The 26,369-nt window shown below is 47.5% G+C and carries 21 protein-coding genes and 1 pseudogene; 13 read left to right on the forward strand and 9 right to left on the reverse strand.

What is annotated here, in order from left to right:
• Positions 1 to 233 precede the first annotated feature (233 nt).
• The gene (locus tag L4D06_RS06425) at positions 234 to 1,361 is read left to right on the forward strand and encodes a GGDEF domain-containing protein (protein WP_429738341.1); all 1,128 of its coding nucleotides are present in this window, start codon (positions 234 to 236) and stop codon (positions 1,359 to 1,361) included.
• 134 nt (positions 1,362 to 1,495) lie between these two features.
• On the opposite strand, the gene L4D06_RS06430 is transcribed toward L4D06_RS06425, so the two are convergent.
• Positions 1,496 to 1,975, reverse strand: a complete 480-nt coding sequence (locus L4D06_RS06430) for a hypothetical protein (RefSeq protein WP_429738342.1) — start codon at positions 1,973 to 1,975, stop codon at positions 1,496 to 1,498.
• A gap of 740 nt (positions 1,976 to 2,715) precedes the next feature.
• On the opposite strand from L4D06_RS06430, the pseudogene L4D06_RS06435 reads away from it, so the two are divergent.
• Together L4D06_RS06435 and L4D06_RS06440 are read left to right on the forward strand one after the other, a co-directional pair.
• Positions 2,716 to 2,922: pseudogene (locus L4D06_RS06435) on the forward strand (IS110 family transposase); the annotation flags it as partial.
• A 639-nt stretch (positions 2,923 to 3,561) separates the two neighbouring features.
• Positions 3,562 to 4,911 (forward strand): hypothetical protein, encoded by a 1,350-nt coding sequence (locus tag L4D06_RS06440; RefSeq protein WP_429738344.1) that lies wholly within the window; start codon positions 3,562 to 3,564, stop codon positions 4,909 to 4,911.
• A gap of 392 nt (positions 4,912 to 5,303) precedes the next feature.
• On the opposite strand, the gene gltS is transcribed toward L4D06_RS06440, so the two are convergent.
• From gltS to L4D06_RS06465, 5 genes are all read right to left on the reverse strand, one after another.
• Positions 5,304 to 6,530 (reverse strand): sodium/glutamate symporter, encoded by a 1,227-nt coding sequence (gene gltS / locus L4D06_RS06445; protein ID WP_429738346.1) that lies wholly within the window; start codon positions 6,528 to 6,530, stop codon positions 5,304 to 5,306.
• A 412-nt stretch (positions 6,531 to 6,942) separates the two neighbouring features.
• Positions 6,943 to 8,181, reverse strand: a complete 1,239-nt coding sequence (locus L4D06_RS06450) for a glycosyltransferase family 87 protein (protein WP_429738348.1) — start codon at positions 8,179 to 8,181, stop codon at positions 6,943 to 6,945.
• 303 nt (positions 8,182 to 8,484) lie between these two features.
• Positions 8,485 to 10,284, reverse strand: coding sequence for an amidohydrolase (locus tag L4D06_RS06455; protein WP_429738350.1), 1,800 nt, complete (start codon positions 10,282 to 10,284; stop codon positions 8,485 to 8,487).
• A 96-nt stretch (positions 10,285 to 10,380) separates the two neighbouring features.
• Positions 10,381 to 11,394 carry an adenosine deaminase gene (locus tag L4D06_RS06460; RefSeq protein WP_429738351.1) on the reverse strand — a complete coding sequence of 338 codons (1,014 nt, stop codon included), beginning with the start codon at positions 11,392 to 11,394 and terminating at the stop codon, positions 10,381 to 10,383.
• 360 nt (positions 11,395 to 11,754) lie between these two features.
• Positions 11,755 to 12,929, reverse strand: a protein-coding gene (locus tag L4D06_RS06465; RefSeq protein WP_429738353.1) for an IS3 family transposase whose coding sequence is annotated in 2 segments (ribosomal slippage) — positions 11,755 to 12,641 and positions 12,641 to 12,929 — 1,176 coding nt in all. Because the reading frame shifts where the segments join, the coding sequence is not laid out codon by codon here.
• Positions 12,930 to 13,151: 222 nt separating this feature from the next.
• On the opposite strand from L4D06_RS06465, the gene L4D06_RS06470 reads away from it, so the two are divergent.
• Positions 13,152 to 13,622 carry a phosphatase PAP2 family protein gene (locus L4D06_RS06470; RefSeq protein WP_274165816.1) on the forward strand — a complete coding sequence of 157 codons (471 nt, stop codon included), beginning with the start codon at positions 13,152 to 13,154 and terminating at the stop codon, positions 13,620 to 13,622.
• Between the two features lie 161 nt (positions 13,623 to 13,783).
• On the opposite strand, the gene L4D06_RS06475 is transcribed toward L4D06_RS06470, so the two are convergent.
• Positions 13,784 to 14,677 carry a helix-turn-helix domain-containing protein gene (locus L4D06_RS06475; protein ID WP_274165815.1) on the reverse strand — a complete coding sequence of 298 codons (894 nt, stop codon included), beginning with the start codon at positions 14,675 to 14,677 and terminating at the stop codon, positions 13,784 to 13,786.
• 123 nt (positions 14,678 to 14,800) lie between these two features.
• Here L4D06_RS06475 and L4D06_RS06480 point away from each other — a divergent pair, with 123 nt between their 5' ends.
• The 8 genes from L4D06_RS06480 to L4D06_RS06515 all read left to right on the forward strand — a co-directional run bounded on the left by L4D06_RS06480 (position 14,801) and on the right by L4D06_RS06515 (position 22,249).
• Positions 14,801 to 15,877: a 4-oxalomesaconate tautomerase gene (locus L4D06_RS06480; protein WP_429738356.1), complete on the forward strand. Its 1,077-nt coding sequence runs from the start codon at positions 14,801 to 14,803 to the stop codon at positions 15,875 to 15,877.
• Positions 15,878 to 15,978: 101 nt separating this feature from the next.
• Entirely contained in the window at positions 15,979 to 16,851 is an 873-nt protein-coding gene (locus tag L4D06_RS06485; protein ID WP_429738357.1) for an amidohydrolase family protein, read from the forward strand.
• A 10-nt stretch (positions 16,852 to 16,861) separates the two neighbouring features.
• Positions 16,862 to 17,572 carry a 4-carboxy-4-hydroxy-2-oxoadipate aldolase/oxaloacetate decarboxylase gene (locus L4D06_RS06490; protein ID WP_429738359.1) on the forward strand — a complete coding sequence of 237 codons (711 nt, stop codon included), beginning with the start codon at positions 16,862 to 16,864 and terminating at the stop codon, positions 17,570 to 17,572.
• On the forward strand, positions 17,569 to 18,618 hold the full coding sequence (locus L4D06_RS06495) for an amidohydrolase family protein (RefSeq protein WP_429738361.1): 1,050 nt from the start codon (positions 17,569 to 17,571) through the stop codon (positions 18,616 to 18,618). Before L4D06_RS06490 ends, L4D06_RS06495 begins: the two co-directional genes overlap by 4 nt.
• 35 nt (positions 18,619 to 18,653) lie before the next feature.
• Complete coding sequence (gene ligA, locus L4D06_RS06500) at positions 18,654 to 19,163, forward strand: protocatechuate 4,5-dioxygenase subunit alpha (RefSeq protein ID WP_429738363.1); 510 nt, start codon at positions 18,654 to 18,656, stop codon at positions 19,161 to 19,163.
• Positions 19,156 to 20,046 (forward strand): class III extradiol dioxygenase subunit beta, encoded by an 891-nt coding sequence (locus L4D06_RS06505; RefSeq protein ID WP_429738365.1) that lies wholly within the window; start codon positions 19,156 to 19,158, stop codon positions 20,044 to 20,046. The genes ligA and L4D06_RS06505 overlap by 8 nt, the downstream gene beginning before the upstream one ends.
• A 3-nt stretch (positions 20,047 to 20,049) precedes the next feature.
• Positions 20,050 to 20,997, forward strand: a complete 948-nt coding sequence (locus tag L4D06_RS06510; RefSeq protein ID WP_274165808.1) for a Gfo/Idh/MocA family oxidoreductase — start codon at positions 20,050 to 20,052, stop codon at positions 20,995 to 20,997.
• A 241-nt stretch (positions 20,998 to 21,238) separates the two neighbouring features.
• Complete coding sequence (locus L4D06_RS06515) at positions 21,239 to 22,249, forward strand: aldo/keto reductase (RefSeq protein WP_274165807.1); 1,011 nt, start codon at positions 21,239 to 21,241, stop codon at positions 22,247 to 22,249.
• Positions 22,250 to 22,430: 181 nt separating this feature from the next.
• Here the strand turns inward: L4D06_RS06515 and L4D06_RS06520 are convergent, their stop codons facing one another.
• Positions 22,431 to 23,651, reverse strand: a complete 1,221-nt coding sequence (locus L4D06_RS06520) for an NRAMP family divalent metal transporter (RefSeq protein ID WP_429738367.1) — start codon at positions 23,649 to 23,651, stop codon at positions 22,431 to 22,433.
• Positions 23,652 to 24,044: 393 nt separating this feature from the next.
• On the opposite strand from L4D06_RS06520, the gene L4D06_RS06525 reads away from it, so the two are divergent.
• Positions 24,045 to 24,539: a DUF2867 domain-containing protein gene (locus tag L4D06_RS06525; RefSeq protein ID WP_274165805.1), complete on the forward strand. Its 495-nt coding sequence runs from the start codon at positions 24,045 to 24,047 to the stop codon at positions 24,537 to 24,539.
• Positions 24,540 to 24,626: 87 nt separating this feature from the next.
• Here the strand turns inward: L4D06_RS06525 and L4D06_RS06530 are convergent, their stop codons facing one another.
• Positions 24,627 to 26,267, reverse strand: coding sequence for an MFS transporter (locus L4D06_RS06530; RefSeq protein ID WP_274165804.1), 1,641 nt, complete (start codon positions 26,265 to 26,267; stop codon positions 24,627 to 24,629).
• Positions 26,268 to 26,369 lie beyond the last annotated feature (102 nt).

Raw genomic sequence — 26,369 nt, forward strand, 5'->3', positions numbered from 1 at the left:
TCGACAAGCATCTGTACCGCATTCTCATTCTTCAACGCATTTTTTCTCATCATAGTATGAAGAGAATTGATCATCACACGTATTAAGAGCTAGGGTGACATAAACTTGAACAAAACCACAATCTACTCAGTTTCAATGGGTGCTTCACACATTTATCGCATAAATCATTTAAGTGAATACAGATTGGGTCGCTTGATTCTGTAAACCTTATTTTTTTTGTGCTGCATTTTTAGATGATCCCGAGTAAAGAAGAACGCTTTAGCAGCGATACCTATATTGACCGACAAAACCGTAATCAACAGGAACAGGGATGGAAGAGGCTTCTGCTATCGCTCATTACACTTGCACTGATTGTTAGCGGTGAATATGTGTGGATTCACAGCGCAGATGATGTATTCATTGTCATCATTGTTGCCCTTTCGATCCTGTTTTTCCTTGGTTACGGTGTATGGGTAGTAACGCATGCCGACATCGTGACATGGCAAAACGCCGCTATGATCACGGCAGTACTCAGTACTTTAGCGTGGCTCGTTATCGCCATTTTATTGCAGTTTTCAGGCGGTAGCCTTTCCTACTTCATCTTCGGCGTTATCTTTTCCGTCTCTACAATTTCTGCATTTTTTAGCTACCCGCCGGCACTCTACCTCGGCCTTGGCTTAGGTCTTGTTGGTGGAATTTTGGGAAGTGTATTATTTATGCCGACGGAGTACTTTGCAGATATTTTCAAAATCGACATCTTGCTTCTTCTCACTGGACTTATCCTGAGCTTTACGCTTCAGCAGACCCTTACGCACTGGTATCGAGCGGCTATAAAGCATATTTATAAGAACTATACCTTGAACGAAGAGTTGGGAACCGTTGCTCTGATTGATGCAACAACGGGGTTACAAAACGAGAAGTGTTTTTCTCTGTCACTAATGAAAGAAGTGGCTGCTGCGAATCGTGATGAGTCTCCATTGCACATTATCGTACTTAGCGTAGATTCATTGCGCTTATATAGAATGACTTACGGGCACACGGCGACGGTGAAGATTTTACGTCGAATTACCCGCTGTATGCGCCTTGGTCTATTGCGTCCTCGGGACTTTGTTGGACATTTAAGCTCTGATGAGTTTGGCGTTATCCTGCCAGGAACGGATTTTGAAGGCGCAGCTCAGGTAGTAAAACGCTTGGAGCGATTGGTACTTATGAGTTGCTCTCAAATCATCCAAACGCACTTGGCACAACCAGTTGACGTGAGATGCCGCATTCTCCAATGGAACCCTAACCTTTCGGCACAGTCGCTGGAAAATATGATTGGACAGTGTCGGGTTGAGTTTGCAAATGAGCGAGCGGCCGAGGAAGTCAATCTGTCAGAGTAACGAGGGATTGCCCAATCCTATTCTAGCAAGGCGTTGGTGGCTTCTATGGAACGAGGAACTAATGGGACATTTTAAGGTGTGTGTCCCCGCAGTGTGTTCTGTGTTTTTTTGGCATTTAAATGGTTGATGTCCCGTTAGTACGTTGGTATGGATGCATTTGTTACATTATCAATTTCATCTTGGATTAAATGGTCACCACAAGTCATTTCTGGAAGTAAAGGTATAATTGAATCCTGATACTCAATGCCAACTATTTGATAGATATAATCTTGTGCTTTTGCATATTCAAAAGAATGCTCTACTGTATCTAAATACATGGTTTTAATAGAGGGCTCACTAGTCAATTTGGATTGTAAATGCCTTAAACACATTTCTATGCTGACCAACTCAACCATAAAATCACGAGCATCAAGTTCATCTATTTTATTGTTTTTATCCCTGTAAATGTTTAACAGTTCATTCCAGATCATTTCAGCTTCAAAAGCAACTTTCTTAAGAGGCTGATTTGCTATATTTTGATGTACATAATTGCGAAATTCATCACTTTTATCGCTTGTAGCATTGACTCCAAAACCTACAACCATCAAAAGCCAAATATATATCCTTGCATTCATAATATCCCTTTAGAATCCCACGAAAATATAACTTCGTTTTGAGGGGAATAAAGCATTATCTTCACGAAAGAAAGCCACCTAAACGCTATAAATCGAAGTTAAGGTGCTTTTCTCGCACAATATGGTTTTCTAATAGTGTATGTTTCGTTAGTTCCACCGTTAATTCTGTGAGTTAGAGTGTCTTTCCCTGCAGAGTCTATTTACTTGTTATAAGCTCACCTTCCTCTACTTGCCACCAGTTTTTTTGCCCTACCAGAAGCTGAAAGCCAAATAAACTCTACAACATAGATAGGGATCGTGAGCAGCATGCCTTGAGCAATATTTCCATCTAACATCGTGACTACACTTTCATTCAACAGCAGATTGATGTAGAAAGCGAACACCCCCCAAAAAAGTAGTAAGTATGCGTACGACTTAACTATTTGTTCTGTTACTGCAGAATCATTTCTACGGTCATTACGAAAATTTATTAGACGTCTGAGTTTCACCCTTCGGAAGTAACCATTAATTGGGTTATGCACGCTGGTGACAAGTAGTTCGAAGATTCTTTGAAATAAGAAATCTATATAGGGACTAACTTTGGGTATGAGATACGCAAGAACAATGCTACCTAGTAGCCCATAGATTGTATTGTTATCCATTTAGTCCTCCACAGGAAAGATGGTATATAACGAATGAATTGGATCCTCCCTCATTCGGATTTGCCACACATAGGTGTCTTTTTCAAAACCGGAGGTTCCATGTCTTCACAATTCTTTTGCGGTGTTTACTTCGATAAACACCAGTTCTCATTGCACGCTGTCGATTAGTGAGGAAAAGTAATTCTTCACAAATCTGTATCTCGCGCTAACTTGCTGACTACATTAGCAAATATTCAACACGTACGTATAGGCATGGAAGCTTGCAGTGGTGCGCATTATTTGGAGACAATAAACCTGACAGGCAATTTATATATACCTTTTCAACTGATGGATTATCTCGCATTTGTCGATTGGACGGGTCGCCAATGCAGAGAAGGCAGGCGTAGTCATATTGATAGCCGAACGCCTCCAATACTCAACCGCTTAGGGTTTGATTCCTCTGAATGGCTTGATGCCTACAAACATGCTGAAAAGGGAACCCTCATTGGCATAGAGTCATCGATTAAGGGCGCTTTATCCTTACTCGGGAGAAAGCGACTTTGCGGATTTCGACTCCCAGCCAGCTAACATCGCCAAAACTACTCACCATTGTTGAATAACCACCTTACCGGTGGTTTTTGCTTACCTGCAATACACCCATTCGCCGTAATTTCAGCGATTTTTCTATTTTCCTGCTCAAAACCAAGGAGAAGAGGGCGCTATTGGTCTTTATGGCAGAAAGATAACTGAGGTGGTTTTTTTGCCATATTAAAGGTGTGTGTCCGGTTAGTCCCTCGTTGGTGTCCACCACTGTTAGCGTGGTAATTTACAGTCGGTCTCACTTTAGGGAAGGAGAGCCTGAAGTAGTCGCCGTATACTGCTTGAATCAGGGACAAATGGTCAGTAATAGACCAGTGAGCTTTTATCTGGCTCGGAAGAACCCGTATTTCATGGATGATGACGCAGATGGCAGTATTTATATCAGTACCAAAGCTAATATTTTTAGTTTCTTGTTCGCTTTTTTTAGGATGCGGTGGAGGCGGTGGTTCTAATGAGCGTCCACCAAATGCGCCTGAAGATGAGGGAACTCCAGTCAACGTTAATGGCGTCCCCTCTCTTAACAGCATCTCAGCTTTCTCAGAGGATTCTCCAACAAACCTGGTTTCATGCTCAAAGGCATTTTTGGACAATGAGTCGTGCAGTTTAAGTGCAATTAAACCGATAGGTGTTTCGACCTCCTCAGTTTCACTCTCCGATATTGAGTCACGTCTCGTTGTGTCGCACGACTGGATGGCAGCCAGTTTCCTTGAAGCGATGGAATCTATCTCGTCCCAAGACCTCAATAATCTTTTTAAGTCTGTGAACGCTATTGTCATCAGTTACGATATCCGTCCTTCGTTCTACCATTCCTACACCGCATCCATGTATATCGATCCGCGATATCTTTGGCGCAATAAGGAAGAGTGGGACTCCATTTTCAAACAAGATGATTTTCGTACCGACTACGGTGATGGACTTAGATTTGATGCCTTTAGGCGTTATGTCGATTGGAATGGTGACTATGTAACTTGGTCTAACACTTTCAGGGCAAACAGTTATGAGGCACGTTCTGCTTATCAGATCGCCCCTGGCTTGTTCAGACTTCTTGCTCACGAACTCGCTCATGCAAACGACTATTTACCTCATGATTCGTTATTGTCTCTTGGTGATAGCGGCACTATCCGCGAAGCGATGAGTGGCATTACGCCAGTACATCAGGAACTTGAGAGCAGCATACCGCTGGCTAACGATACGCTGCGAGACATTGCTGATATTATGTTTGGAGGCGTAAATGCAAGCGAGTTTCTCCGGTCTATTGAGCCTTCATATGCAGGTCTACTTTTTGACTTTGATGGTGCAGAAGATTTGTACAGTTATTACACACCTCAAGAAGATGTCGCAATGCTGTTGGAATCAATGATGATGTTTAAAAGGTATTCTGCTTTGTCAGATGTTGCTTTTGTTAGCGTGCCCGATGACAGAGACAATGCAACCTGCGATGACTATGTCATTGGGTGGGGGCAAAGAGGAAGGTTAGCTGATCGTTATGTGGAGCAAAGAGCTGTTTTTGTTGCTGAAAGAATCTTGGGTAGGGATGTTTCTAATTACTTCTCAGCACTGCCCGCAAATGCGACTGAATTACCAACAAACATTGGTTGGTGTGCAGCAATGGATTCGTTGAGATCTTTCGAGAGAGCGTCGTCTTATTCTTCAGAAAATGCTGGTCCTCGAACCTCCGCTAATAATGTTGAAGATGATCGGGTAGTTAATTGGTAATTAGTATTTGAATTCGCCGTCACTAACAGGACACGCACTCGAAGAAAATCACAACCTTTTCAGTTTCAATGGGTTGTGTTTCCAGGTTCAAAAGTGTTGCGTCAAGGTAAATGGTTGGTGTTTGGACGATATGCTCTTTGCATTATTCAAAGGTCGACCGCCTTAAATCACAAGGACAAAAGCACGCCCATCGCTTATTTGTATCGATGTCACTCCTTAATACAAAGGTGTGTGTTCCAGTAGTGTCTATTCGCACACCGTTGTTTGATGGCATGTAGAAGTTGTAATTTCAGGCGGTCATGAAACAGTTTGTGGAAGAGTATTTTCGAAAGAAGAAGTGAACAGCAGATTATCACCGCTCTCCCAACTAGAGAGAGCGGCAATAAAAAACATTAGCCAATAATCGTGAGCGTGGCCTGTAAAATGATCAGGTTAACGATATCAATGAAGAACGCGCCAACAATCGGCACTACCATGAAGGCTTGTGGTGAGGGGCCGAAGCGGTTGACCACGGAGCCCATATTCATGACTGCCGTTGGGGTTGCGCCTAGGCCAAAGCCACAGTGACCGCTGGCGATAACGGCAGCGTCGTAGTTACGCCCCATTACGCGGTAAGTCACAAAGTAGGTGAATGCCGCCAGCATCATAGATTGCACAATCAAGATGATGAGGAAAGGCACCGCCAGATCAAGAATGTTCCACAGTTTTAAGCTCATCAACGCCATGGCGAGGAACAGCGCGAGGGACACAGTACCGAGTATATCTACGGTTTCCACGTCCAGTTTCTGTACTTTGCTCACTTCAACGAAGTTGGTGATCACCACGCCGATGAACAGGGCATACACGAAATCTGGGATCATCAGCCATTTGATGTCGAAGCTGCTTACCCATTGTTCTAAATACTTCGCGCCAGTCACGCAGATCAGCAAGATGAACAGAGTTTCGATCACCTTCTTCGCCGTGACGTTGTCTTCTTCGTTCTCGCTATAGGTCACGAGTTCCGGGAATTGGTCGTGGGTTTTGTTTGTTGTGCCGTATTGCGACTGCAGTTTGTTTTTATCAATCAAACGCTGTGCGACAGGGCTGCCGATAATACCGCCCATGATCAAACCGAAGGTGGCAGATGCCATCGCGATTTCCAGCACGTTGTTCATGCCGTAAACATCTTGGAAGGTTTGTGCCCACGCTGCACCTGTGCCGTGGCCGCCTGAAAGCGTTATGGAACCGGCTATTAGCCCCATTAATGGGTCAAGGCCAAGAGCGGTGGCTAAGGATACGCCTATCCCATTTTGGATCATGATGTAGAGCGACGCGACACCCAGGAATATGAAGACCTTTGCGCCGCCTTTGATGAGTTGCGTGTAGTTAGCGGCGAGGCCAACCGTGGCGAAAAACATCAGCATAAAGGTGTGTTGCAAGGGCAAGTGGAAGTCGAGTTCTATGCCTCTGAAGTGCAGAACAGTAATGGCACTTGCTACGACTAGACCGCCGACAATCGGCTCTGGGATGTTGAATTTTTTAAGTACAGGGATGCGTGCGTTGATGAAGTGGCCGAGGAACAGCACAAAAATGGCGATCAGAAATGATTCAAGCGCACCAACAGAAATTAATTGATTCATAAAGCCTCTTAAGCCTCAACATCCTCCTTAATGTATGAGCGCAAATTGTTCTTTGATTTTATGGATATGGAGCTAAAAGAGTGACGTCGGCATCCTTCGCCGAGTATGCAGATTGGCTGCAAGGGCGACGTTATCTCATATTGTGCGCGTTAAACACAGTACCTAAGTGAAAATATATTCACTTTTGGGGGTATTTTAACCACTTACTGTCTGATTTTGACCTGATTCTACAATGGCTATGTTTCTATGCTGCGTGCCGTGAATCGTTTGGTTGCGTTGAAGAAAGCTTAAGAAGTAATCGATAGGAATGGTTGTCGCGAATTTAACAATTAGGAAGGAAAGGTGACGCAAACGTTATTACGCTTCGTCGCCACGGGATTTTTCATGCGTACTTTGTCGCTGCTCGTTGTCGCTATTTGGTTGGAAAGAGTTTGTGTCGGTACAGTGCTACCGTAAAAGCGATCAGGGGATAAAACCAAATCAAATGGTTAGCGTGAATCTCCTTAAAGGTGACTTCAATAATGATCAGCAGCAAGGTAAAGCACACCACCGTTTCTTCAATAGATAAGGTTCGGGTGGCGTTACGCACCAAGAAGTAGAGCAGGGCGCAAAGCTGGGTGAGCGGGAACAGCACATGCAGTACGTCTGGCGTGATGGAATAGAGGCTCGTGGAGTCGAAATTCAGGCTAAAGCGCAGAATGAATACGTTCTCAATCATGCTTTGATGATCCCACGCGAGGAAAATCAGTAAGGGTGATGCACCAATGGCGCAACCAATCAAAAAATTCAGCCGAATATCTTTGCGCAAAAACATTGCGAGCAGGAAAGCGGCAGGGGAAAACTTGGTGGCGAATGACAACCCCATTAACACACCCGCGAGCAACCACTTTTCTTTTTGAACGCACACCAAGCCCAACAGCAACAATGCCACGGGGTAGATATCGTTCGCACCGACTTGCAACACTTCGTACCACAATCGCTCTGGCAAGAATAACAACACCATCGAGGCCAACACGGCGCTCCGCACTTGCCAGTCGTTGGTTTCATTCTGGCTTCTTGATGCTAAACAGCCTGCCACTAACGAACACAGCGCTACGGCAGTGATGGCGAGAAACACAAGGCTCGTTAACTTGTAACCAATGCCTGGGAAATAGGCGGCGGCAGCATACCCTAAGATCATGCCCGGCCCGTAGTGAAACCCGCGGTGCTCCGGTGCCAATTCTGGTCGGATATTAATGCTCTGACTTAGGTAAGGGTTTTCACCCTGAATGAATAGCAGTTTGGCGGCGTGCTCTGTGGTGTATCCAATATCGACCGTTGGTGCGGCAAACAGGAAGTCACCATAGGCGGGCACCATGCGCGCAAAAATCAGCGCCAGCACCAAGGCTGCAAACAGGGATTCGAGGATCAAGATGGGATTGCCTACGTCGTCTGTTTGTTCTCGGTGACGGAACAGCGTGAGAACCAGTGCAAACAGCCCGCTAAAACAGAGGAACTTGGTAAACGGATGCCCCCAGTCGTAGGTTTGGAAGAGACGATAGATACAGTAAATAAGCACTAATGCAAAAACGAACGACGACATATTGAGAAGCAAGTGCCAAGCGCGCTGCAGAGGAGCGGACTTGTCGGTTGATGCAGAAAAAATGCGCATATCTATCCCAAACGGTAAATGTGGCGAACCTACGTCACGAAAAATCGGTTTGTTTCTTCCTTATCTGTGAGTGTAGATAAAATGCAACATAGTGCGTATTAAGTGAAAAGAGAACATCAAATATTACGTGAGAGAAATGAGTGAAATAACAAGAAGGTGCGGGTAGGAGGGTTTATTGCGCATTGGTGGTTAAACATCAGGTACCACTGGCAACGAGACAGTCAGGCAGCTTGCTTTGCTGCCTAACTGAATTTCCCTTTTCGGCTGGCGACATCGTCGAATGAAGTGTCGTTTAATGTCGTATCAGTGAATGTGGGGGATCAACCCCGCGATCATGAAGGTGTGTGTCGCGAGTGCCTGACATTTTCGCGATGTCGAACAACTATTATCGGCAATGGCGGCCTCTTGGGTGTATATCACTTCTCCCTCTTTAATGGTTGAAAGCACCGTGATGTCAGCAAGTTCTAATGGATTGATCTCCAAAGGGTTGTCAGACAGCAGCACCAAATCGGCGACTTTACCGACTTCAATCGAGCCTTTGGTGTCTTCTTCAAAATGCTGATACGCCGCCCAGATGGTTTGTGCTTTCAGTGCGGTCATCGAAGACACGCGTTGGTCTTTACCCAGAATGCGACCGCTTCGTGTAATGCGGTTTACCGTGGCGGAATACACTCGCATGGAATTGGGGAATGCGACGGGAGCATCGTGGTGTGACGTGAATATCATGTYGCGGTCTAATGCCCAGCCTGTTGGTGATATGTTCTCGGCTCTTTCATCGCCTAATACCGATTGCGCATGCCAATCACCCCAATAAAAGGTATGCATGGGGAAAAACGAAGGGATGACGTTGAGATCTTTAAACGATTGTACTTGGTCTTCTCGCGCTGTTTGGGCGTGAATAGAAACGAAGCGTCGCTCGCCAGCACCGTATTTCTGTGTCGCTTTTTCGACCGCTTGAATGTACTGATCAATCGCGGCATCGCCATTGGCATGGGTTAGCAACTGCCAACCGTTCTTCATCGCCATGCCCACGTATTTCTCAGCCTCTTCATCAGACATGATGGGGTAGCCTGCGTAACCTGCAGTTTGACCTTCTGGTGGGATCAAATACGGCTTGGTTAGCCACGCCGTTTTGCCTTGTGGTGAGCCATCTAACGTCAGCTTTACGCCACCCACACGAAAGCCATTGTTATAGCTTTGGCTTAGGTACGGTGGTTTCATGATGTCGGTGCCAAGCTGAATGTCGGTATAGGCAACCACATCGAGCAGCAGTTTCTTTTTCTGAGCGATGTCGTACATGGTGGTGACACTGTCAGACATGGTTCGGCCTTCTTGGGCCGTGGTGTAACCATATTTGGCGTAAAGCTCCATGCCTGCTTGAAACAACAATTCGTTTTCTTCGGGGCTGATTTGTGTGAACAGTGGGATCAATGCGCCAAAGAAGGCTGATTCTTCAAGCACACCATTGGGCACGTTGCTATCAGCAACTCGGCGTATTATGCCACCCGGTGGGTTCTTACTTTTGGCGGTGAAACCCAGCATGTCGAGCGCTTTACTGTTGAGTACCGCCAAATGCCCTGACTGGTGAATAATAAGAATGGGTACCTCGGTGGACACTGCATCTAAATCGTATCGGGTGGGGTGTATTTGTTCTTTTAATTGCGAGTCGTCATAGCCAAAGCCAATGATGAAGTCTTGCGCTTTATTGATGGGCTTTTCTGCCCACTTGCGAAGCGACGTCTGTAAGTTGGCAATGTCTGTGACTGGTCCATCTGGCGGAGAGAGCAAGTTCGCGGAGACAGCTTGAAGGCCGGTGTTCATGACATGACCGTGAGCATCAATAAACCCTGGGATCATGGTGATGCCTTTCAAGTCGATCACCTTGGTACGTGCATCGGCTAACTTCAGCACATTTTCATCGCTCCCTACCGCGAGGATTTTACCGTTTAACACTGCAACGGCGCTGGCCTCTGGCTGATTATCATTAACGGTAATGACGTCAGCATTGTGGTAAATGGTCTCAGCAAAGGGCTTTGTAGGGCTGTCGGCAAAGACAGAAAATGATACGGCGAGTGCGGTGAGCGTAAACAACGAGGCTTTCATGGTCTCTCCTTGATGAAAAGAAAGCGGGGCAAGCCCGCTTTCTTTCTGTGCTTTCTCAAACCACCTTCACGTTAACACTGTGAGGGGAATATTCCTTTAGTGTACGCCGTGGTTTGCCCAAAAGTCGTCCAGTTTTTGATGCAAACTTTGACGAGTATCTTTGTCGACAAATGCTGCCTCAATGGCATTGCGCGTGAGCTGTGTGAGCTGTTCTTTACTGGGTGAAAGCGCACGATTGAGGGCAAGGAAGTTGTCATTCATGTAGCCGCCAAAAAAAGCGGGATCGTCAGAGTTCACGGTAACGCAAAGCCCTTTGTCCAACAGGCTGAGAATGTTGTGATCTTCCATCCGGTCAAACACTCGCAATTTGATGTTGGATAGCGGACAAACCGTGAGCGGCATGCGCGTCTGCGCCAACAGTTCGACTAACGCCGGATCTTGCGTGCATTGCACGCCATGATCCACTCGGCTGACGTGAAGCAACTCAATGGCATCGTAAATATTGCTCGCTGGGCCTTCTTCACCTGCATGGGCGACGGTGGTTAAGCCGAGTGCACGAGCTTCCGCGAATACACGGGCGAATTTCTCAGGCGGGTGCCCCAACTCGGAAGAATCTAACCCAACGCCCACAAGGCGATGTAGGTGCGGCTTCGCCTGTTCTAAGGTTTTGAAGGCGGCCTCTTCTGACAGGTGACGTAAAAAACACATGATGATCTGACTTGTAATACCAAGCTCTTTCTCACCTTGCCGCAATGCGTGGTAAATACCGTTGATGGCAGTATCAAAAGCAATGCCACGGCCAGTATGGGTTTGCGGATCGAAGAAAATTTCTGTGTGCATGACGTTGTCGGCTTTGCAGCGCATTAAATATGCCCAAGTAAGATCGAAGAAATCTCGCTCTGTGAGCAGTACATTGGCACCTTGATAATAGATATCTAGAAAAGATTGAAGATTATGGAAATGGTAAGCCTCGCGAGCTTCTTCAACATTGGCGTAGGGTAAGGTAATGTTGTTGCGTTCCGCCAATTCGAACATCAGTTCTGGCTCCAATGAGCCTTCAATATGAAGGTGCAGCTCTACTTTGGGTAAGTGTCGGATAAAGTCTTCCATAAGATTCTCCCTTACACGTTGAGTTGTTTGTTGTCATCAAAGGGTGATGCGTTCACATTGCCAGTGCGATATGACAATTTGTGAGGCAACCGTCACTACGGCGGCTGTCACTTCGGCGACGGTAACCATGGAGGCCGTTGGCTCGCCTGTCGCAGCCTTGGCAGTTAATGCTGATTGATGAAAAGAAAACGGTGCGCGTATTCCGTATGCGTACCTCTATAAAAATTAGTGGTTACTGACCGTTCGGTCAACTTATGGTGATTTCTGAGTGTTGTTGGTGTGGTTGCGATGCGATATCGACCCTTAAGGCACTGATGGCCTCTGTATGATGTTCCCCCGTTTAAACGGACACTGAGTTACCTAAATCTGTTGCTTCTCAAACGCTATTGGAGAAACATAACCAATACTCCCGTGGAGTCGTGTTCGGTTGTAAAAGTAATCAATGTATCGCCGGAGTTTCTCTTCAAGCTGCACCAAACTTCCAATAAACGCATCCTTAATCAATTCGCCTTTCAGCGTTTTGAAGAAGGACTCCACTTCCGCGTTATCTGTGCAATGACCAGGACGATTCATGCTTTGCATAGCACCAATACCGCTCAGGTAATGACGTACTCGATCCGCGCAATATTCACGACCTCTATCTGTATGGAATAATAACCCTTGCTTAGGCTTCCTTGCCCTTACCGCCTTCGTGATTGCAAGCATGGTCAAGTCCGTATCTAATCGATTACTTAAAGMCCAACCTACAATTTTCCGAGAACATAAATCGATGACAACGGCTAAGTATCCCCACTTGTYGCCGACTCGAATGTAGGTCACGTCCGACGACCATTGTTGGTTAATTTTTAAAGGCTTAGATAACTCTCTACGACGATTCTTGAGCCCCTTGAAGAACGCTCTACTTTTGTTCCGACGGCGATAAACTTTRTCAACGCGCGCCTTTAATCCGGCCTCTTTCATCAAGCGAGCTACGCGTTTCTTTCCTACTCTGACGCCTTCCTGCTTTAATGCTTCGTGTATCTTCGGRCTGCCATATCTGCCTTCGCTGCGCTTGTACAATAGCGCTATTCTCTCGCCAAGCACCTTGTCTATCTGTGCGTGCCCAGAAATACCACGTTGCAACCACGCGTAATAACCACTTCGCGACACACTAAGATGCAGGCACATCAGCTTCACGGAATATATCCCACTGAACGTCTTTATGAATCGGAAGGCTTGTGTCTTTGTTCGGCTTGAAATCGTTGCCACTTCTTTAGGATGTCATTTTCCTCTTCAAGCTCTGCAATACGTTGTTTTAGTTTAGATACTTCGTCTTGTGACTTTGGCTTGTTCTGCGATTTTGGAGGGACTTTAGGCATACCAAACACTCCATCTAGGTAAGCGCGTCGCCACTTCGAAAGCATAAACGGATGGATATCTAATGCTTCTGCAACTGACTTGACTGTACGGTGACTTTGAAAGCTCCATTCCACCGCTTTACGTTTAAAGTCTAGTGAATATTCGGCTGTCTTCTTTCCTGATTTGTAGGCTGGCATAAGGCCCCCTTTATGGACTGAATTGTGTGTCCACTAAATCGGGGGAGGTCCAGTACCCTACATCTTCAGGTTGTTAGGGTGTAACACCTTTATTTTTCGAGTTATTTCTGTGTTTTTTTGCCACGAGCAATATTTGCTTACATTCTGTATGGCTAATAGTGACCAGAGTCTGAGATACTCGATGTTTCTACTTGGATGTATTAAGGATGAACTGACGCGCTAATGACAATTCTCTATCCTGCTCTGCTGTTGGTTACCCTGTGGGTGTGCTTTTTTGTTCACTTCTCTAGCTCGTTGAATTGGCAGATGGTGAGTGATGTGGGTGTATATGGTTTGGTCGCGACCGCGGTTGCTTTCCCTGTGATTCATGGCGAATGGGGAGAGTTTAAGTTCGCGGGATACATCATAGCGATAGCTTCTGGTATTGGCTTAGTCGGAAAAATGCTGATCGATGCCAAGCGCCCAGATAAAAGCGGCAACGACAGCTTTCCATCAAACCACACCGCCAATGCTTTTGCTGCATCCACTGTGCTTGCGGTGAGTTATGGCTGGATTATTGGCTTGCTTTCTTATGGCTTGGCAATGCTGGTGGGTGTGGGTCGAGTCAAGGCCTTAAAGCACCATTGGCGAGACGTGATTGTCGGTTTGTGTGTTGGCCTTTCCACCGCCATTGCGGCGGTTGCTTGGATCTAATTCAAGCCAACATGTATAACTGACAAGAAGGCTGCATTTGCAGCCTTTTTCGTTTTATTGCTTGGTTACTTGGTTACTTGGTTACTTGGTCACTTGACGGCTTAGATGCTTGCATGGGGGCTGGGTGATTTAGCTACTGCTCAATGTTCTAACCAGCACTGTTACTGCAATCGCTGCACCTGTTCTAGAAGTAGCTGCTGTTGAAACTGCTTGGGTGCTTGTCCTACATGGCGAGTAAAGAAGCGAGAAAAATAGCCCGGATCTTTAAAGCCGAGTTGATAACCAATTTCTTTCGATGAAAGCTGGGTGAAAATCAGCAATCGCTTGGCTTCATCGACAATGCGCCCGTGAACAATCTCCAATGCCTGTTGGTCAGCGCTGCGCTGGCAAATACGATTCAGCTGCCCTTGGCTCAGCCCCAGTTCCGCGGCGTATTCATTCACGCTCCAATGCTCGGTGTAATGGCGCTCTACCAATGCTGTGAATCTCTCAAATACCGCGGTTTTGGTATCTGCTGTTTGCTGCGGGGCTTTGTGCTGTAACTGTCGGCTCAATAATACGAACACAATCTTCAAGTACGCGCCAATCATAGAGGCTTGTCCGACTTCACGGCCTTGGTATTCCGCCAATAAGCGCTCTCCAAGAGATTTCAGTTCAACGACATTTCTGCCTTCCGTCATCGGGATGACCAAAGGTTCACGAAAAAGAGATGAGAGCGCCTGTCGTTCAGTTTCATTAAACAAACTCAAAATGAAAGGCTGGGAGATAGAAAGGATGAAGCCCCTCACTTCGGGCTGGTGGATGAACCCATGCACTTCTTTGGCAGGAATAGAAAGGACGCAGCCACCCTGATATTCAGCGCTTCTATCTCGGATTTGTGCCGTCATCGAACCGGACTCGAGGATCATCAATTGGTGGAGATCGTCATGCCGGTGCGGATGAATTTCCCAGTTGTGTTTTGGCAGAGACTGCTCAAGGCGAGCGATATGCATGTAATCCGGTGAGCTTTCAGGCAACTCTTCGCCATAAAGGAAGTAGTGGGGAATGTTCGACATCACACTCATGCTTCAAAAATCAGTAATGTTAAAAATGTACAACAAAATGTAAAAAAGTTGAATTTATTGCGAGTCATATCGCCACTATTCTGAGTGTTAACTTAATGCGAAGGTTAGTACGACATGAATTCAATCCCCTATATGCAGCTCAGAGGCGGAAGCTCCAAAGGCATATATTTCCTTGCAAGTGACTTGCCGGAAGATGTTGATGCGAGAGACCAAGCCATTATTGATGCCGTTGGCCGTGATGCGCGCCAAATTGATGGTTTAGGGGGCGCAAACCCATTAACGAGTAAAGTGGCGGTGGTCTCAGCCTCGTCGGATGCTGACTGCGATGTCGACTATCTGTTTGTTCAAGTCGTGGTGGGTGAGAACCGCGTAGATACCACACCCAATTGTGGAAACATCTTGGCGGGTGTCGGTGCTTTTGCCATTGAATCTGGCCTTGTTGAAGCGACCCATCCAAAAACCATGGTGCGTGTGTTGATGACCAATAGCGGCAATCGCTGTGATTTGGAAATCGAAACACCTAACGGTCACGTGAAATATGATGGCGATGCTGCGATCGATGGCGTGCCCGGTACCGCCTCTCCGGTGATTTGTCATTACCAAGACATTGCAGGCTCGATCACGGGCTCTTTGCTTCCCTCGGGCAATACCCGCGATACATTTGAAGGCCTAGACGGTCATTACGAAGTGACCTGCATTGATAACGGCATGCCGGTTGTGGTGATGCGTGCCGATGATTTTGGCGTGACAGGTTACGAAAATGCCGATGCGTTGAATAACGACGCTGAGCTGAAAGCACGCATTGAAGCTGTTCGATTAAAAGCAGGCGTGGCGATGAACCTTGGCGATGTGACTGACAAGGTTGTGCCCAAAATGTGCCTGATTGCCCCGCCTGTTGAGGGCGGCAATGTCTCCTCCCGTACTTTTATCCCTCACGTTTGCCACTCTGCCATTGGCGTGTTGGGCGCGGTGTCCGTTGCGACGGCATGTGCGTTATCCGGCTCGGTCGCAGAGGGGATTGCCTCCATCCCTGACGGCTTGGTGAAAACCTTGTCCGTTGAACACCCTTCAGGGGAATTCTCCATGACGTTGACGTTCGACTCATCTGGCGCAGTGCAGAGTGCTGGGTTGGTCAGAACGGCGCGTTTACTCGCAAAAGGCGAGCTTTATTTGCCCAAGAAACCGCTATAGCAACACAAGAAACCTCTGTAGCAATACAAGAAAGCACCAATAACGATAGCTAAATTTGAATAACGATACGCAGTCACCAATGGCTGTACAGGAGTCACGGAATGACCAAACCCAGTTGTATGCCACCTGATAACAACACGCGCACACCGCGATTTGTGGCACCTGCGAATGCGTGCGATGCCCATTGCCATGTGTTCGGCCCTCATGCGCAGTTCCCATATGCCGATACCGCGACGTATTGGCCGCCTGATGCGGGCAAAGATGCACTGAAACGTGTGCATGACAAACTGGGGATTTCCCGCGCTGTGTTGGTGCAAGCGAGCTGCCACGGTCGTGATAACCGCGCCATGATGGATGCGATTGCGACCAGCAACGGCGCTTACCGTGGCGTATGCATGGCTGACGATACGTTTACTGACAATGATTTTCAGGGTCTTCATGAAGGCGGCGTTCGCGGTATTCGCTTCAACTTCGTGACCCACCTTGGCGGCGCACCCAACCTTGAAATGATGGAAAGGGTGTTGAAGCGTGTGAAGCCATTTGGCTGGCATTTGGTGATCCATGTTAATGCGGAAGACATCATTCGCTACGAAGACTTCTTCAACCGTTTCGACATGGACATCGTGGTAGACCACATGGGCCGTGTGCCGACATCAGAAGGTGTAGGTCAAAAGGCGTATCAAATCCTGCTTGATTTTATGCAGCGTGATAACTGGTGGGTGAAGGTGTGTGGTTCTGAGCGCATCGCGATTGCGCCGCCTTTTTACGATGCAGTGCCATATGCACAAGGGCTGGTGGAAGTCGCCCCTGACCGCACCCTTTGGGGAACGGATTATCCGCACCCGAACATCAAAAAACACATGCCAAATGATGCAGACCTGCTGGATCTCGTGCCTTTGATTGCGCGTGACGAAGCCACGCAGAAGAAGATTTTGGTGGACAACCCAGCACGCCTTTACGGTTTTGACGAGTAAGGAAAGCAGTATGTCTATGAGAACAATCCAAGGCGTCGCCGTTCGACACATTGAACGTGCTGACAACGCAGTATTGGAAGGGCTCGCCGAATGCGGAAGCGCCACCGTGCATGAAGCGCAAGCGCGAACAGGCAACCTTAACCATAACTTGCGTCCTATCTACTCTGGCGCACAGATCGCGGGCAGTGCCGTGACGGTGTTGGCACAACCTGGTGATAACTGGATGGTGCATGTGGCGATTGAGCTTTGCCAACCAGGTGATGTGCTGGTCATCGCAACAACCTCGCCATGTACTGATGGCTACTTTGGTGATTTGTTAGCAACGTCTGCCCAAGCGCGCGGTGTGCAAGGGCTGATTATCGACGCAGGTGTACGTGACACGAAAGACCTGAAAGAAATGAATTTCCCTGTGTGGTCAAAAGCGGTGTCCATTAAAGGCACGGTGAAGGCGACATTGGGCTCGGTAAACGTGCCAGTTGTTTGTGGCGCTCAACCCATTTATGCGGGTGATGTGATTGTGGCAGATGACGATGGCGTGTGTGTGGTGCCAAAAGACCGCGCTGAAATGGTATTAGCAGCAGCGCAAGCGCGTGTGGAATTGGAAGAAGAAAAACGGCAAATGCTCGAGTCCGGCATTCTAGGGTTAGACATGTACAACATGCGCCCTAAGTTGGACCAAGCGGGCTTTCGTTATGTTGATGTATTGGAGGATTTGGAATGAGCAAGGATACGCTGATTATTGATTGTCACGGTCATTACACCACAGCACCGAATGAGCTGGGTGAATATCGTGACCAACAAAAAGCCGAGCTGGCGACCGATCCTCTGTTCGATCACGTCAAAGGTGTGGTGAACATTTCCGATGACCAAATTCGTGACAGCCTTGAAGGGGCGCAGTTGAAGCTACAAAACGAGCGCGACACGGACGTGACCATTTTCTCACCGCGTGCAAGTTGGATGGGACACCACATTGGCAACCAAACCACGAGCAAATATTGGACAGAACACTGTAATGAGCTGATTCACCGCATTGCGGAGCTTTACCCGCAGAACTTCATTGGTGCAGCGCAATTGCCACAATCACCCGAGGCAGATTTAACCGCGAGTGCTGCCGAGCTTGAGCGCTGCGTGAAAGAGTTTGGATTTGTGGGCTGTAATCTAAGCCCCGACCCTTCAGGTGGCTATTGGACTGCACCGCCGTTGGACGACAAATACTATTACCCAATTTACGAGAAAATGTGTGAATTGGATGTCCCTGCTATGATCCACGTGAGCGGCTGTTGCCACCCATGTTTTCACACCACAGGTTCGCACTATTTAGGGGCTGACACCACAGCGTTCCAGCAGTTAATGATGTCAAAAACCTTGTTTAAAGATTTCCCTGAGTTGAAGTTCATTGTGCCGCATGGTGGTGGTGCTGTGCCGTATCACTGGGGACGCTTCCGTGGTTTATGCGACATGATGGGCTTGCCGCCGCTGAACGACATCATGGGCAACAATATCTTCTTTGATACCTGTGTGTACCACCAAGAAGGCATCGATTTACTGCTTGAAGTGGTGCCTAAAGACAACATTTTATTTGCGTCTGAAATGATTGGTGCGGTGCGCGGGATTGACCCGCAAACGGGCAATTTCTTTGATGATACCAAGCGCTATATCGACGGTTCTAAACTGAGCGATGAAAACAAAACCAAGATTTTCAATGGTAATACGCGTCGAGTGTTCTCTCGATTAGATGCCAGACTGAAAGAAGTCGGTTTGATTTAATGTGCGTTATTTGAGTGTTATTTAAGGAGTGAATAATGCGCGAAAAAAGAGATTATGACGACATTCCTGGCACCTATGTGTTTGATGGCCAGGCATCGCGTCAAGGGTATCACTTGAACATGTTTTGTATGTCGCTCAACAAGGGCGAGAACCGAGATGTGTTTCGACAAGATGAAGCCGCATACCTGGATAAATACCCCATGACTGACGCGCAGCGTGAAGCTGTGTTAACACGAGATTGGCTCGGCATGTTGCGCTTAGGCGGCAATATTTACTACACCTTCAAGTTGGCTATTTTTGATGGTATGACCATGCAACACGCAGGTGCGGCGATGTCAGGCAATAATATGACGTTTGAAGATTTTCGCGACATGATGCTGGTAGGTGGTCGCGGTATCGACGGCAATCGCAGCAAGCAGGAATGGGCGGAGTACTATTCCAAGCCTGAAAATCGTGCGCACGCTCCTGGTGAAGTGGCGAGTCAAGGTGATGCTAGCACCATCAGAACAGAACAGAGCGAAAACAAGGACGATTCCAATGGGTAAAATAGTCGGTGGTATTGGTACCTCTCATATTCCGTCAATTGGTGCCGCGATGGATAACGGCACCATGTATGACCCCGCGCACAGCGATTACTGGCAGCGATTTGTAAACGGTATTCAGCCCGTTCGCGAATGGATGAATACGGTGAAACCTGACGTTTGCCTGATCGTATATAACGATCATGCCTCAGCGTTTTCATTGGAATCTGTCGCAACGTTTTCTATTGGTGTCGCCCCTCAGTTTAACCCTGCAGACGAAGGGTATGGCCCGCGCCAAGTTCCATCATGTGAAGGCCATAGCGAGCTTGCATGGCACATTGCCGAATCGCTGGTGCTTGATGAATTCGACATGACCATCGTGAGCGAGATGGATGTGGATCATGGCCTGACCGTGCCATTGTCTGTGGCTTACGGGCAGCCTGAAGCATGGCCTTGCCAAGTGATCCCTCTTGCAGTGAACGTGGTGCAATACCCGCAACCGACGGGCAACCGCTGCTTCAATCTAGGCAAAGCGATTCGCAGAGCGGTGGAGTCTTACCCAGAAGATACCACCGTCGCCATTCTTGGTACGGGCGGTTTATCACACCAGCTTCAAGGTGAGCGCGCGGGACTGATCAACACCAAATATGACTGCAATTGGCTAGATAAAATGGTGAATGATCCAGATGCAGCGAAGGCGGTGTCTCACACTGAATATTTACGTGAAGCCGGCTCAGAAGGCATCGAAGCGATCATGTGGCTCGTCATGCGCGGGGCGATGGATGAGAAGGTGGATGAAGTCTATCGATTCACCCACGCACCTGTGTCGAATTCCCACTATGGGTTAACCGTTTTAGAGAATGCCAGTGACAGGGTCACGGAAGGCACACTTACGTTCAAGGAGTAGCGAATGAAAATCATCATGGTGGGAGAGGGTGCATTCGGTCATAAGCACTTAGACGCACTAAAAAACATAGACGATGTGGAGGTTGTGTCGATTGCGGGTGGCGTAGAAGAAAGCACCCGTGCGACCGCAGAGAAGTATGGCATCACGCACTGGACGTTGGACTTACAGGAAGCGCTGGCACAGCCGGGTGTTGAGGCGGCAATTATTACGTCGCCGACACCAATACACGCCCAACAAGCCATCGAAGTGATGCAAGCGGGTAAACACGTGATGGTTGAAATCCCAATGGCGGATTCCCTAGAAGATGCAGAAAGCATTGTTCGTGTGCAGAAAGAAACGGGCACAGTCGCCATGGCAGGGCACACGCGTCGTTTTAACCCAAGCCACCAGTACCTGAATAAGAAATTCCGTGCGGGCGAATTGAAGCTTCAGCAGCTTGATGTGCAAACCTATTTCTTCCGCAGACAAAACCTAAATGCGCTGGGTGAACCGCGTAGTTGGACCGATCACCTGCTTTGGCACCATGCCTGCCACACGGTGGATCTCTTTGCGTATCAAACGGGTGAGGAAATTGTTCAAGTTCAGGGCATGCAGGGGCCAAAACATCCCGAGCTTGGTATTGCGATGGACATGAGTATTGGTTTGAAAACCGCCTCTGGCGCCTTGTGTACACTGTCTTTGTCGTTCAATAACGATGGTCCACTTGGCACTTTCTTCCGATATATTTGTGACAACGGTACTTATATTGCAAGGTATGATGACTTGGTGGACGGGCGCGAGAACCCAATTGATGTCAGCAAGGTGGATGTGTCGATGAATGGCATTGAGCTGCAAGATCGTGAGTTTATCGCAGCGATTCGTGAGAATCGTGAACCCAACGCCAGCGTGCAACAAGCACTCGCGGCAATGAAGATACTTGATAGCATTGAAAAAGTATTGATACCAATCTGATTAAATATTCGGTCATTCTTGCTGGTTAAAATCGACAATAGCGGCGTCAGATATTTTGTAGGTAGAATAACCACTTACTGCAATATCTTCCTTGCTCTTGACGATTTTCCATGCGCAAATTTATGACCACCTACTTAATCCAATTGGTATAGTGAGTCATTGCCTATGATTCAGCGATATACCCAAATCTCGCTGAATCCTGCATCTTCAGGTTGTTTGGGAATAAGAGGAATATCACTAGATGGATAAGCGTCAGATTGGATCGTTGTCGGTGTCGCCGATTGGGTTAGGCTGCATGAGCATGTCTCATGGGTATGGACCTAGCGATGAGAAAACCTCCATTCAGCTGCTTAATGAGGCGCTTGACGTCGGGTATGATTTTCTTGATACCGCCACCATGTATGGCGGTGGCAAGAACGAAGAGCTACTGGCAAAAGCATTGAAAACCCGCCGCCACGAATATGTACTGGCCAGCAAATGTGCGTTGTTTTCCAAAGACGGCAAGCCAACCATTGATGGTCGCCCAGAGACCATTAAAGCCCAATGTGAAGCGAGCTTGCAGCGTTTAAACACGGATGTCATCGACCTCTACTATCTTCATCGCCTTGACCCTAAGGTGCCGATTGAGGAAAGCGTTGGTGCGCTTTCTCAGTTGGTGAGCGAAGGTAAAATCCGCGAAATCGGACTGTCAGAAGTGTCTGCTGATAGCCTACGCCGTGCCAGTGTTATTCACCCTATTGCGGCGGTGCAGTCCGAATACTCATTATGGACGCGTTTACCTGAGCTAAAAATGCTCGCCGCGTGTGAAGCATTAGGGTCGACTTTTGTGCCGTTTTCACCACTCGGTCGTCAATTCTTCACGGGGAAAGCCCAAGAGGCTGATCAGCTTACGCAAGGTGATATTCGTACCAGCAATGCACGTCCACGTTTTGAGGCGGATGCGTTTGCTTACAACCGCAAGCTACTTGAACCACTGCGAGAAGTGGCGCAAGAGTTCAATTGCTCGTTGGCACAATTGGCGCTAGCGTGGATTATTGCGTTACCCAACCGCGCGGGTAAGCAAACCTTGGTACCGATCCCAGGCACTAAACACATTGAATACATGCGTGAGAACATTGCGGCAGCCAACGTGCATTTGCCATTGGAAGTGGCTGAATATGTCTCTGGCTTAATAGATGACGATAAAGTGGTGGGTGCGCGTTACAACGAAGCACAAATGAAAGTGATGGACTCTGAGCGAGACAGAGACTAAGGCGTAAAGCGTTGGTAATGGTACAAAAGATGTAATCTAAAAGCCGTCTGAATGCAGACGGCTTTGTTATTTTGGCAAGCTTGATTGCTGATTGCTGATTGCTGATTACTGATTACTGATTACTGATTACTGATTATTGAAGTTGGAGAACAATCCAATAATCCAACAGCCCAACAATCCATTAGCCGATGAATTTTCCAACAAAGTTACCGATGTTGCTGAAACTTGCTGCGCCCATAACAACCACAATCAAGGCACCAGAGAGAGTAAGATAAAGCGGGTGTTTGTAGTCTCCCACGATGTCTTTACGGCGCGTTGCAGCCAGTACAAAGGCAAGCACCACTGGCAGAATAATGCTGTTCACCAAGCCTGCAAGCATGAGCAGTAGAATTGGCATGTTCATCATCACCGTACCTACGCTGGTGATGATAATGAAGGCCACACACCATGCTTTCTCATTGCGTGCAACCACTGGGAACAAAGTCTTAATCAGTGAAATCGCCATGTAGGAGTTGCCGACAACCGAAGTAATAGAAGCAACAAACAACACCAAACCAAAGATGAAGTAACCCACTTCGCCAGCACCTTGGCGGAACGCATCAGCCGCTGGGTTTGACGTATCAAGCGTCGCACCTGTTGCAATCACACCGAACACCGCTAAGAACAGCAGAATACGAATCACCACAGCGATAGAAATCCCCGCCCATGCTGCTTTTTTGATGCTATCAGCGTTGTCTTCACCTTGAAGGCCGATATCCACCAAGCGTTGTGCGCCGGTGTAGTAGCCGCCCACTGCGCCACCTACGATGGTCAGGGTAGGAAGAAGAAGGTTGCCAATATCAGTCGGCAGAACGGCAGCGGTAAGGGTTTCGCCCATCGGCGGCAAACTTGTCATGGCGACGTATGCAATCAGCACAATCATGAACAGGCCAAGGTAGCGAGCCATTTGGTCCATGCGTTTTGATGCATTGTGCACCACAAATAGCAAGCAACCGATCACGCCAGTAAACAATGCACCCCATGTGGTATCAACACCCGTAAGCACGTTGATGCCGAGCGCTGCGCCGCTGACGTTACCGAAATTGAAGGCCACTGCGCCAAGGGCAAGTAAAATACCGATGAAGTAACCTGCACCTGGTGCAATCTTGTTGGCGATATCTTGAATGCGAAGGCCAGACACACCCACGATGCGCCAAAGGTTCATCACAATACCAAAGGTGATAAACATGGATGCGAAGACAGGGAAAGCCATGTCCATCTTGTAGATGTTGGTGAATACGGCGGTTTGTGTCAGAAATCCTGGGCCAACAGATGTTGTCGCCATCAGGAATGCAACGCTAAGAATGGCTTTTTTCTGCCAAGACGTTGTTGAGGTGTTTTGATTGATTGTTTGCGTTGTCATGCCGATTCCAAAAAATTGTTGTCTCTCTCTTTATAAAAAAAGAAAAACAACTGACCGGGATCAGCTGACGTTTGGCGGGTAACTGTTTGAAAAGACTGGCCCTTGCGACCCTTCTTTTTGCTGGGAGCGGATACTAAAGACTCACTAAAACTAAGTCAATCATTAAGTCGTAAAAAATTAGATGTTTTCTGTTGATGGTATGCCCAAGCGTTGAGAGTCGCTCATGTAACACATCTGCATTGTTCGACAGTGTTTCTGAGATGTGGTCAAGGATTCCACTAAAAGTGGTCGATGTTTGCGCTTTTTGATAGGCGTTGCCATTGAAACTGGGCATGGCAATTCGTAAGGTCGAAGCAGCAGATTTTTTTCACTTTAAAATGTAGAGGAAGATTTATGGATGGAATTCCTAACCATGTCATGCTCAAACAGTACAGCGATGCAGCGTCCTTCTCCGACAACCATGTTCGAGAAATTCCCTATGATGGGGAAACGGCGATGGATATTTACTTACAGGTGATGAACAGCACGCCTAAATGGGTTGGCGTCTTGATGCGACTTCGCAATCGCATTGCCTCGGCATTGGGTTTAAAACATTTGGGGAACTTCGAGAATTTTTCTCCTGATAAAACAGATTACAAGGTCGGCGATCGTGTTGGTATTTTTACCATGATTTATCAATCACCCGTTGAAGTGATTATGGAAGATAAAGATAAACACCTCGATGTGAAAGTGTCATTCCACATCGCCCCCAATGGAGACCGTGCCACCGTTACGGCAAGCACGGTAGTGCACGAGAAAAACAGACTGGGCAAGCTATACATGTTCTTTGTTGGCCCTGCTCACAAGCTCATCGTGCCCGCCACACTGAATAAGCTGCCAAAGCTATAGGGCTCTAACCTTGTGTTCATGAATGCTTGATAAATGAACACTAGATACATGAGCACTAGATAGATGAAAGCGTATAGAGATACATCGTCATGCTGGATTGCTTGGTTGACTATTTGGCGTCTCTGATTCTACGTTTTCTTCTAATTTGAGTTTGATTTCATCAATCAAATCCATAATTGCCGCAGCTTCGTCGGGTGTTGCGCCATCAAGCAAAGCATCTTGCAACAGTGTGTTGATTCGCTCCTTCCTCAGAATAAACAAATCATGCAATGAATCGGCAACCTCGAGTCGACGTTTAGGGAACTGTTCAATTAGGTGACGCATCATTTCACCGGCGCGTTTTGGATAGGCCAGTACAATATTTTTGGCGACATCATTCGCATTCAATGCAGAACCTTGCAACGCCAGCTTAATCAGCAAGCCTGGATCTGAAGGATTTTGCCCCAAAGCGGCAATCAAGAGTTTAAGCTCAGGGTTGGTTGTATTGGTGTCTTTAAAGTCCAACATCGGGTCGAAATCTGACGAGCCAATGGGTTGCACACTGACTTTTAATGGGTTGGTTGAAGGGATACGTTCTGTCCGTACGTAGAGCTTCCGGATCATCAAAAACGCGAACACAAAAACATGCACAGTGATGATGTAGTAGTAGAGCCACACCACGCTAAATTCACTCATCAACGCACTGGCGACAATTGGGCCGATCACGCCGCCTGCTCCCAACAATATTTGCATGGTACTGGTGACTGGCATGGCTTCTTTGGGGTCAATGTGGTCAAACACTTGGGTGACGGCCAATGGAAATAATGCCACACCAGAACCGCCGGAAATCCAGAAAAGCACCGCTAATATTTCAATCGGATAGGGGTGGAAGTTGTCGAGTATAATCAAGCTGTTGCTAATAACGCCCATGACCATTAAGCCGGATGCGATAACTCGTTTATCATATCGGTCTGCTAACCAACCCGTAGGAAACTGAGTGAGCAGCCCGCCCATTTGGTAAGAGCCCAAGATAAGCGAGAGCCAAATCCCTGAAATGCCTTTGCTGTAGGCATATAGGGAAATAAGCGAGACGCTAGCGGCGTTGATCAAGCCAGCACAAAAGCATGACAACGTGCCTGAAGGTGAATAGTCCCATAGCTTTTTCAGTGATATTGGTGTGCTTCTTGCCGGTAATTCAGGTGCTGGCAATCGGCTCATCGACATGATGATGAGTGAAAAGCAGAGGAAGACGGAGATCAAGCCAAACAAGCGCGGATCTTGTTCGTTAAACATCCCGAACAAAAATGGCGCGGTGCCAAACCCAATCGCGAAGCAAATCTGATACGTGCCGTAGACCCGCCCTCGGTTGCTCCGGTCACTGAGAACATTCAGCCAGCTTTCGAGCGTGATGAACGATGTGACGTAACAAAAACCGGCGATCATTCGCAATGCGCCAGTTAGCCAAATGTCTGTTGTGTAACTGTGAATGACGGAGACAATCGATAGCGTCGCAGCCATTGAGGCAAACGCGCGAATGTGGCCTGCACGCAGCACAGCGCGAGAACCAAACAGGCCAGCGCAAATAGCGCCCACCGCAAACATACTCATGGCGAGACCAATGTTTGAGGTTTCGTAACCTGTTTCCTTCATGCGTATCGGCAGCATGATGAAAAACAAATTGTGGCTGATGGCAAAGCCGAAGATGGTGAAAAGGATGGGGCGTATACGCCAAAAAATGTTTGCTTTCATATCCGTATGTCGGTTAATTCTTCCAATATAAGCATATACCCAATGACCAGAGTCCTGCATTTTCTAGTTACTTGGGTCAAAGCCGGCGAAAGTCATCCATTC

The organism is Enterovibrio makurazakiensis (assembly GCF_050336585.1).
GTDB lineage: Bacteria > Pseudomonadota > Gammaproteobacteria > Enterobacterales > Vibrionaceae > Enterovibrio > Enterovibrio gelatinilyticus.

Excerpts from the sequence above, each read along its gene's own strand:
- L4D06_RS06425 (WP_429738341.1), top strand. The coding sequence starts at position 234 with ATGATCCCGAGTAAAGAAGAACGCTTTAGCAGCGATACCTATATTGAC.
- L4D06_RS06430 (WP_429738342.1), bottom strand. The coding sequence starts at position 1,975 with ATGAATGCAAGGATATATATTTGGCTTTTGATGGTTGTAGGTTTTGGA.
- L4D06_RS06440 (WP_429738344.1), top strand. The coding sequence starts at position 3,562 with ATGGCAGTATTTATATCAGTACCAAAGCTAATATTTTTAGTTTCTTGT.
- gltS (WP_429738346.1), bottom strand. The coding sequence starts at position 6,530 with ATGAATCAATTAATTTCTGTTGGTGCGCTTGAATCATTTCTGATCGCC.
- L4D06_RS06450 (WP_429738348.1), bottom strand. The coding sequence starts at position 8,181 with ATGCGCATTTTTTCTGCATCAACCGACAAGTCCGCTCCTCTGCAGCGC.
- L4D06_RS06460 (WP_429738351.1), bottom strand. The coding sequence starts at position 11,394 with ATGGAAGACTTTATCCGACACTTACCCAAAGTAGAGCTGCACCTTCAT.
- L4D06_RS06470 (WP_274165816.1), top strand. The coding sequence starts at position 13,152 with ATGACAATTCTCTATCCTGCTCTGCTGTTGGTTACCCTGTGGGTGTGC.
- L4D06_RS06475 (WP_274165815.1), bottom strand. The coding sequence starts at position 14,677 with ATGTCGAACATTCCCCACTACTTCCTTTATGGCGAAGAGTTGCCTGAA.
- L4D06_RS06480 (WP_429738356.1), top strand. The coding sequence starts at position 14,801 with ATGAATTCAATCCCCTATATGCAGCTCAGAGGCGGAAGCTCCAAAGGC.
- L4D06_RS06485 (WP_429738357.1), top strand. The coding sequence starts at position 15,979 with ATGACCAAACCCAGTTGTATGCCACCTGATAACAACACGCGCACACCG.
- L4D06_RS06490 (WP_429738359.1), top strand. The coding sequence starts at position 16,862 with ATGTCTATGAGAACAATCCAAGGCGTCGCCGTTCGACACATTGAACGT.
- L4D06_RS06495 (WP_429738361.1), top strand. The coding sequence starts at position 17,569 with ATGAGCAAGGATACGCTGATTATTGATTGTCACGGTCATTACACCACA.
- ligA (WP_429738363.1), top strand. The coding sequence starts at position 18,654 with ATGCGCGAAAAAAGAGATTATGACGACATTCCTGGCACCTATGTGTTT.
- L4D06_RS06505 (WP_429738365.1), top strand. The coding sequence starts at position 19,156 with ATGGGTAAAATAGTCGGTGGTATTGGTACCTCTCATATTCCGTCAATT.
- L4D06_RS06510 (WP_274165808.1), top strand. The coding sequence starts at position 20,050 with ATGAAAATCATCATGGTGGGAGAGGGTGCATTCGGTCATAAGCACTTA.
- L4D06_RS06515 (WP_274165807.1), top strand. The coding sequence starts at position 21,239 with ATGGATAAGCGTCAGATTGGATCGTTGTCGGTGTCGCCGATTGGGTTA.
- L4D06_RS06520 (WP_429738367.1), bottom strand. The coding sequence starts at position 23,651 with ATGACAACGCAAACAATCAATCAAAACACCTCAACAACGTCTTGGCAG.
- L4D06_RS06525 (WP_274165805.1), top strand. The coding sequence starts at position 24,045 with ATGGATGGAATTCCTAACCATGTCATGCTCAAACAGTACAGCGATGCA.
- L4D06_RS06530 (WP_274165804.1), bottom strand. The coding sequence starts at position 26,267 with ATGAAAGCAAACATTTTTTGGCGTATACGCCCCATCCTTTTCACCATC.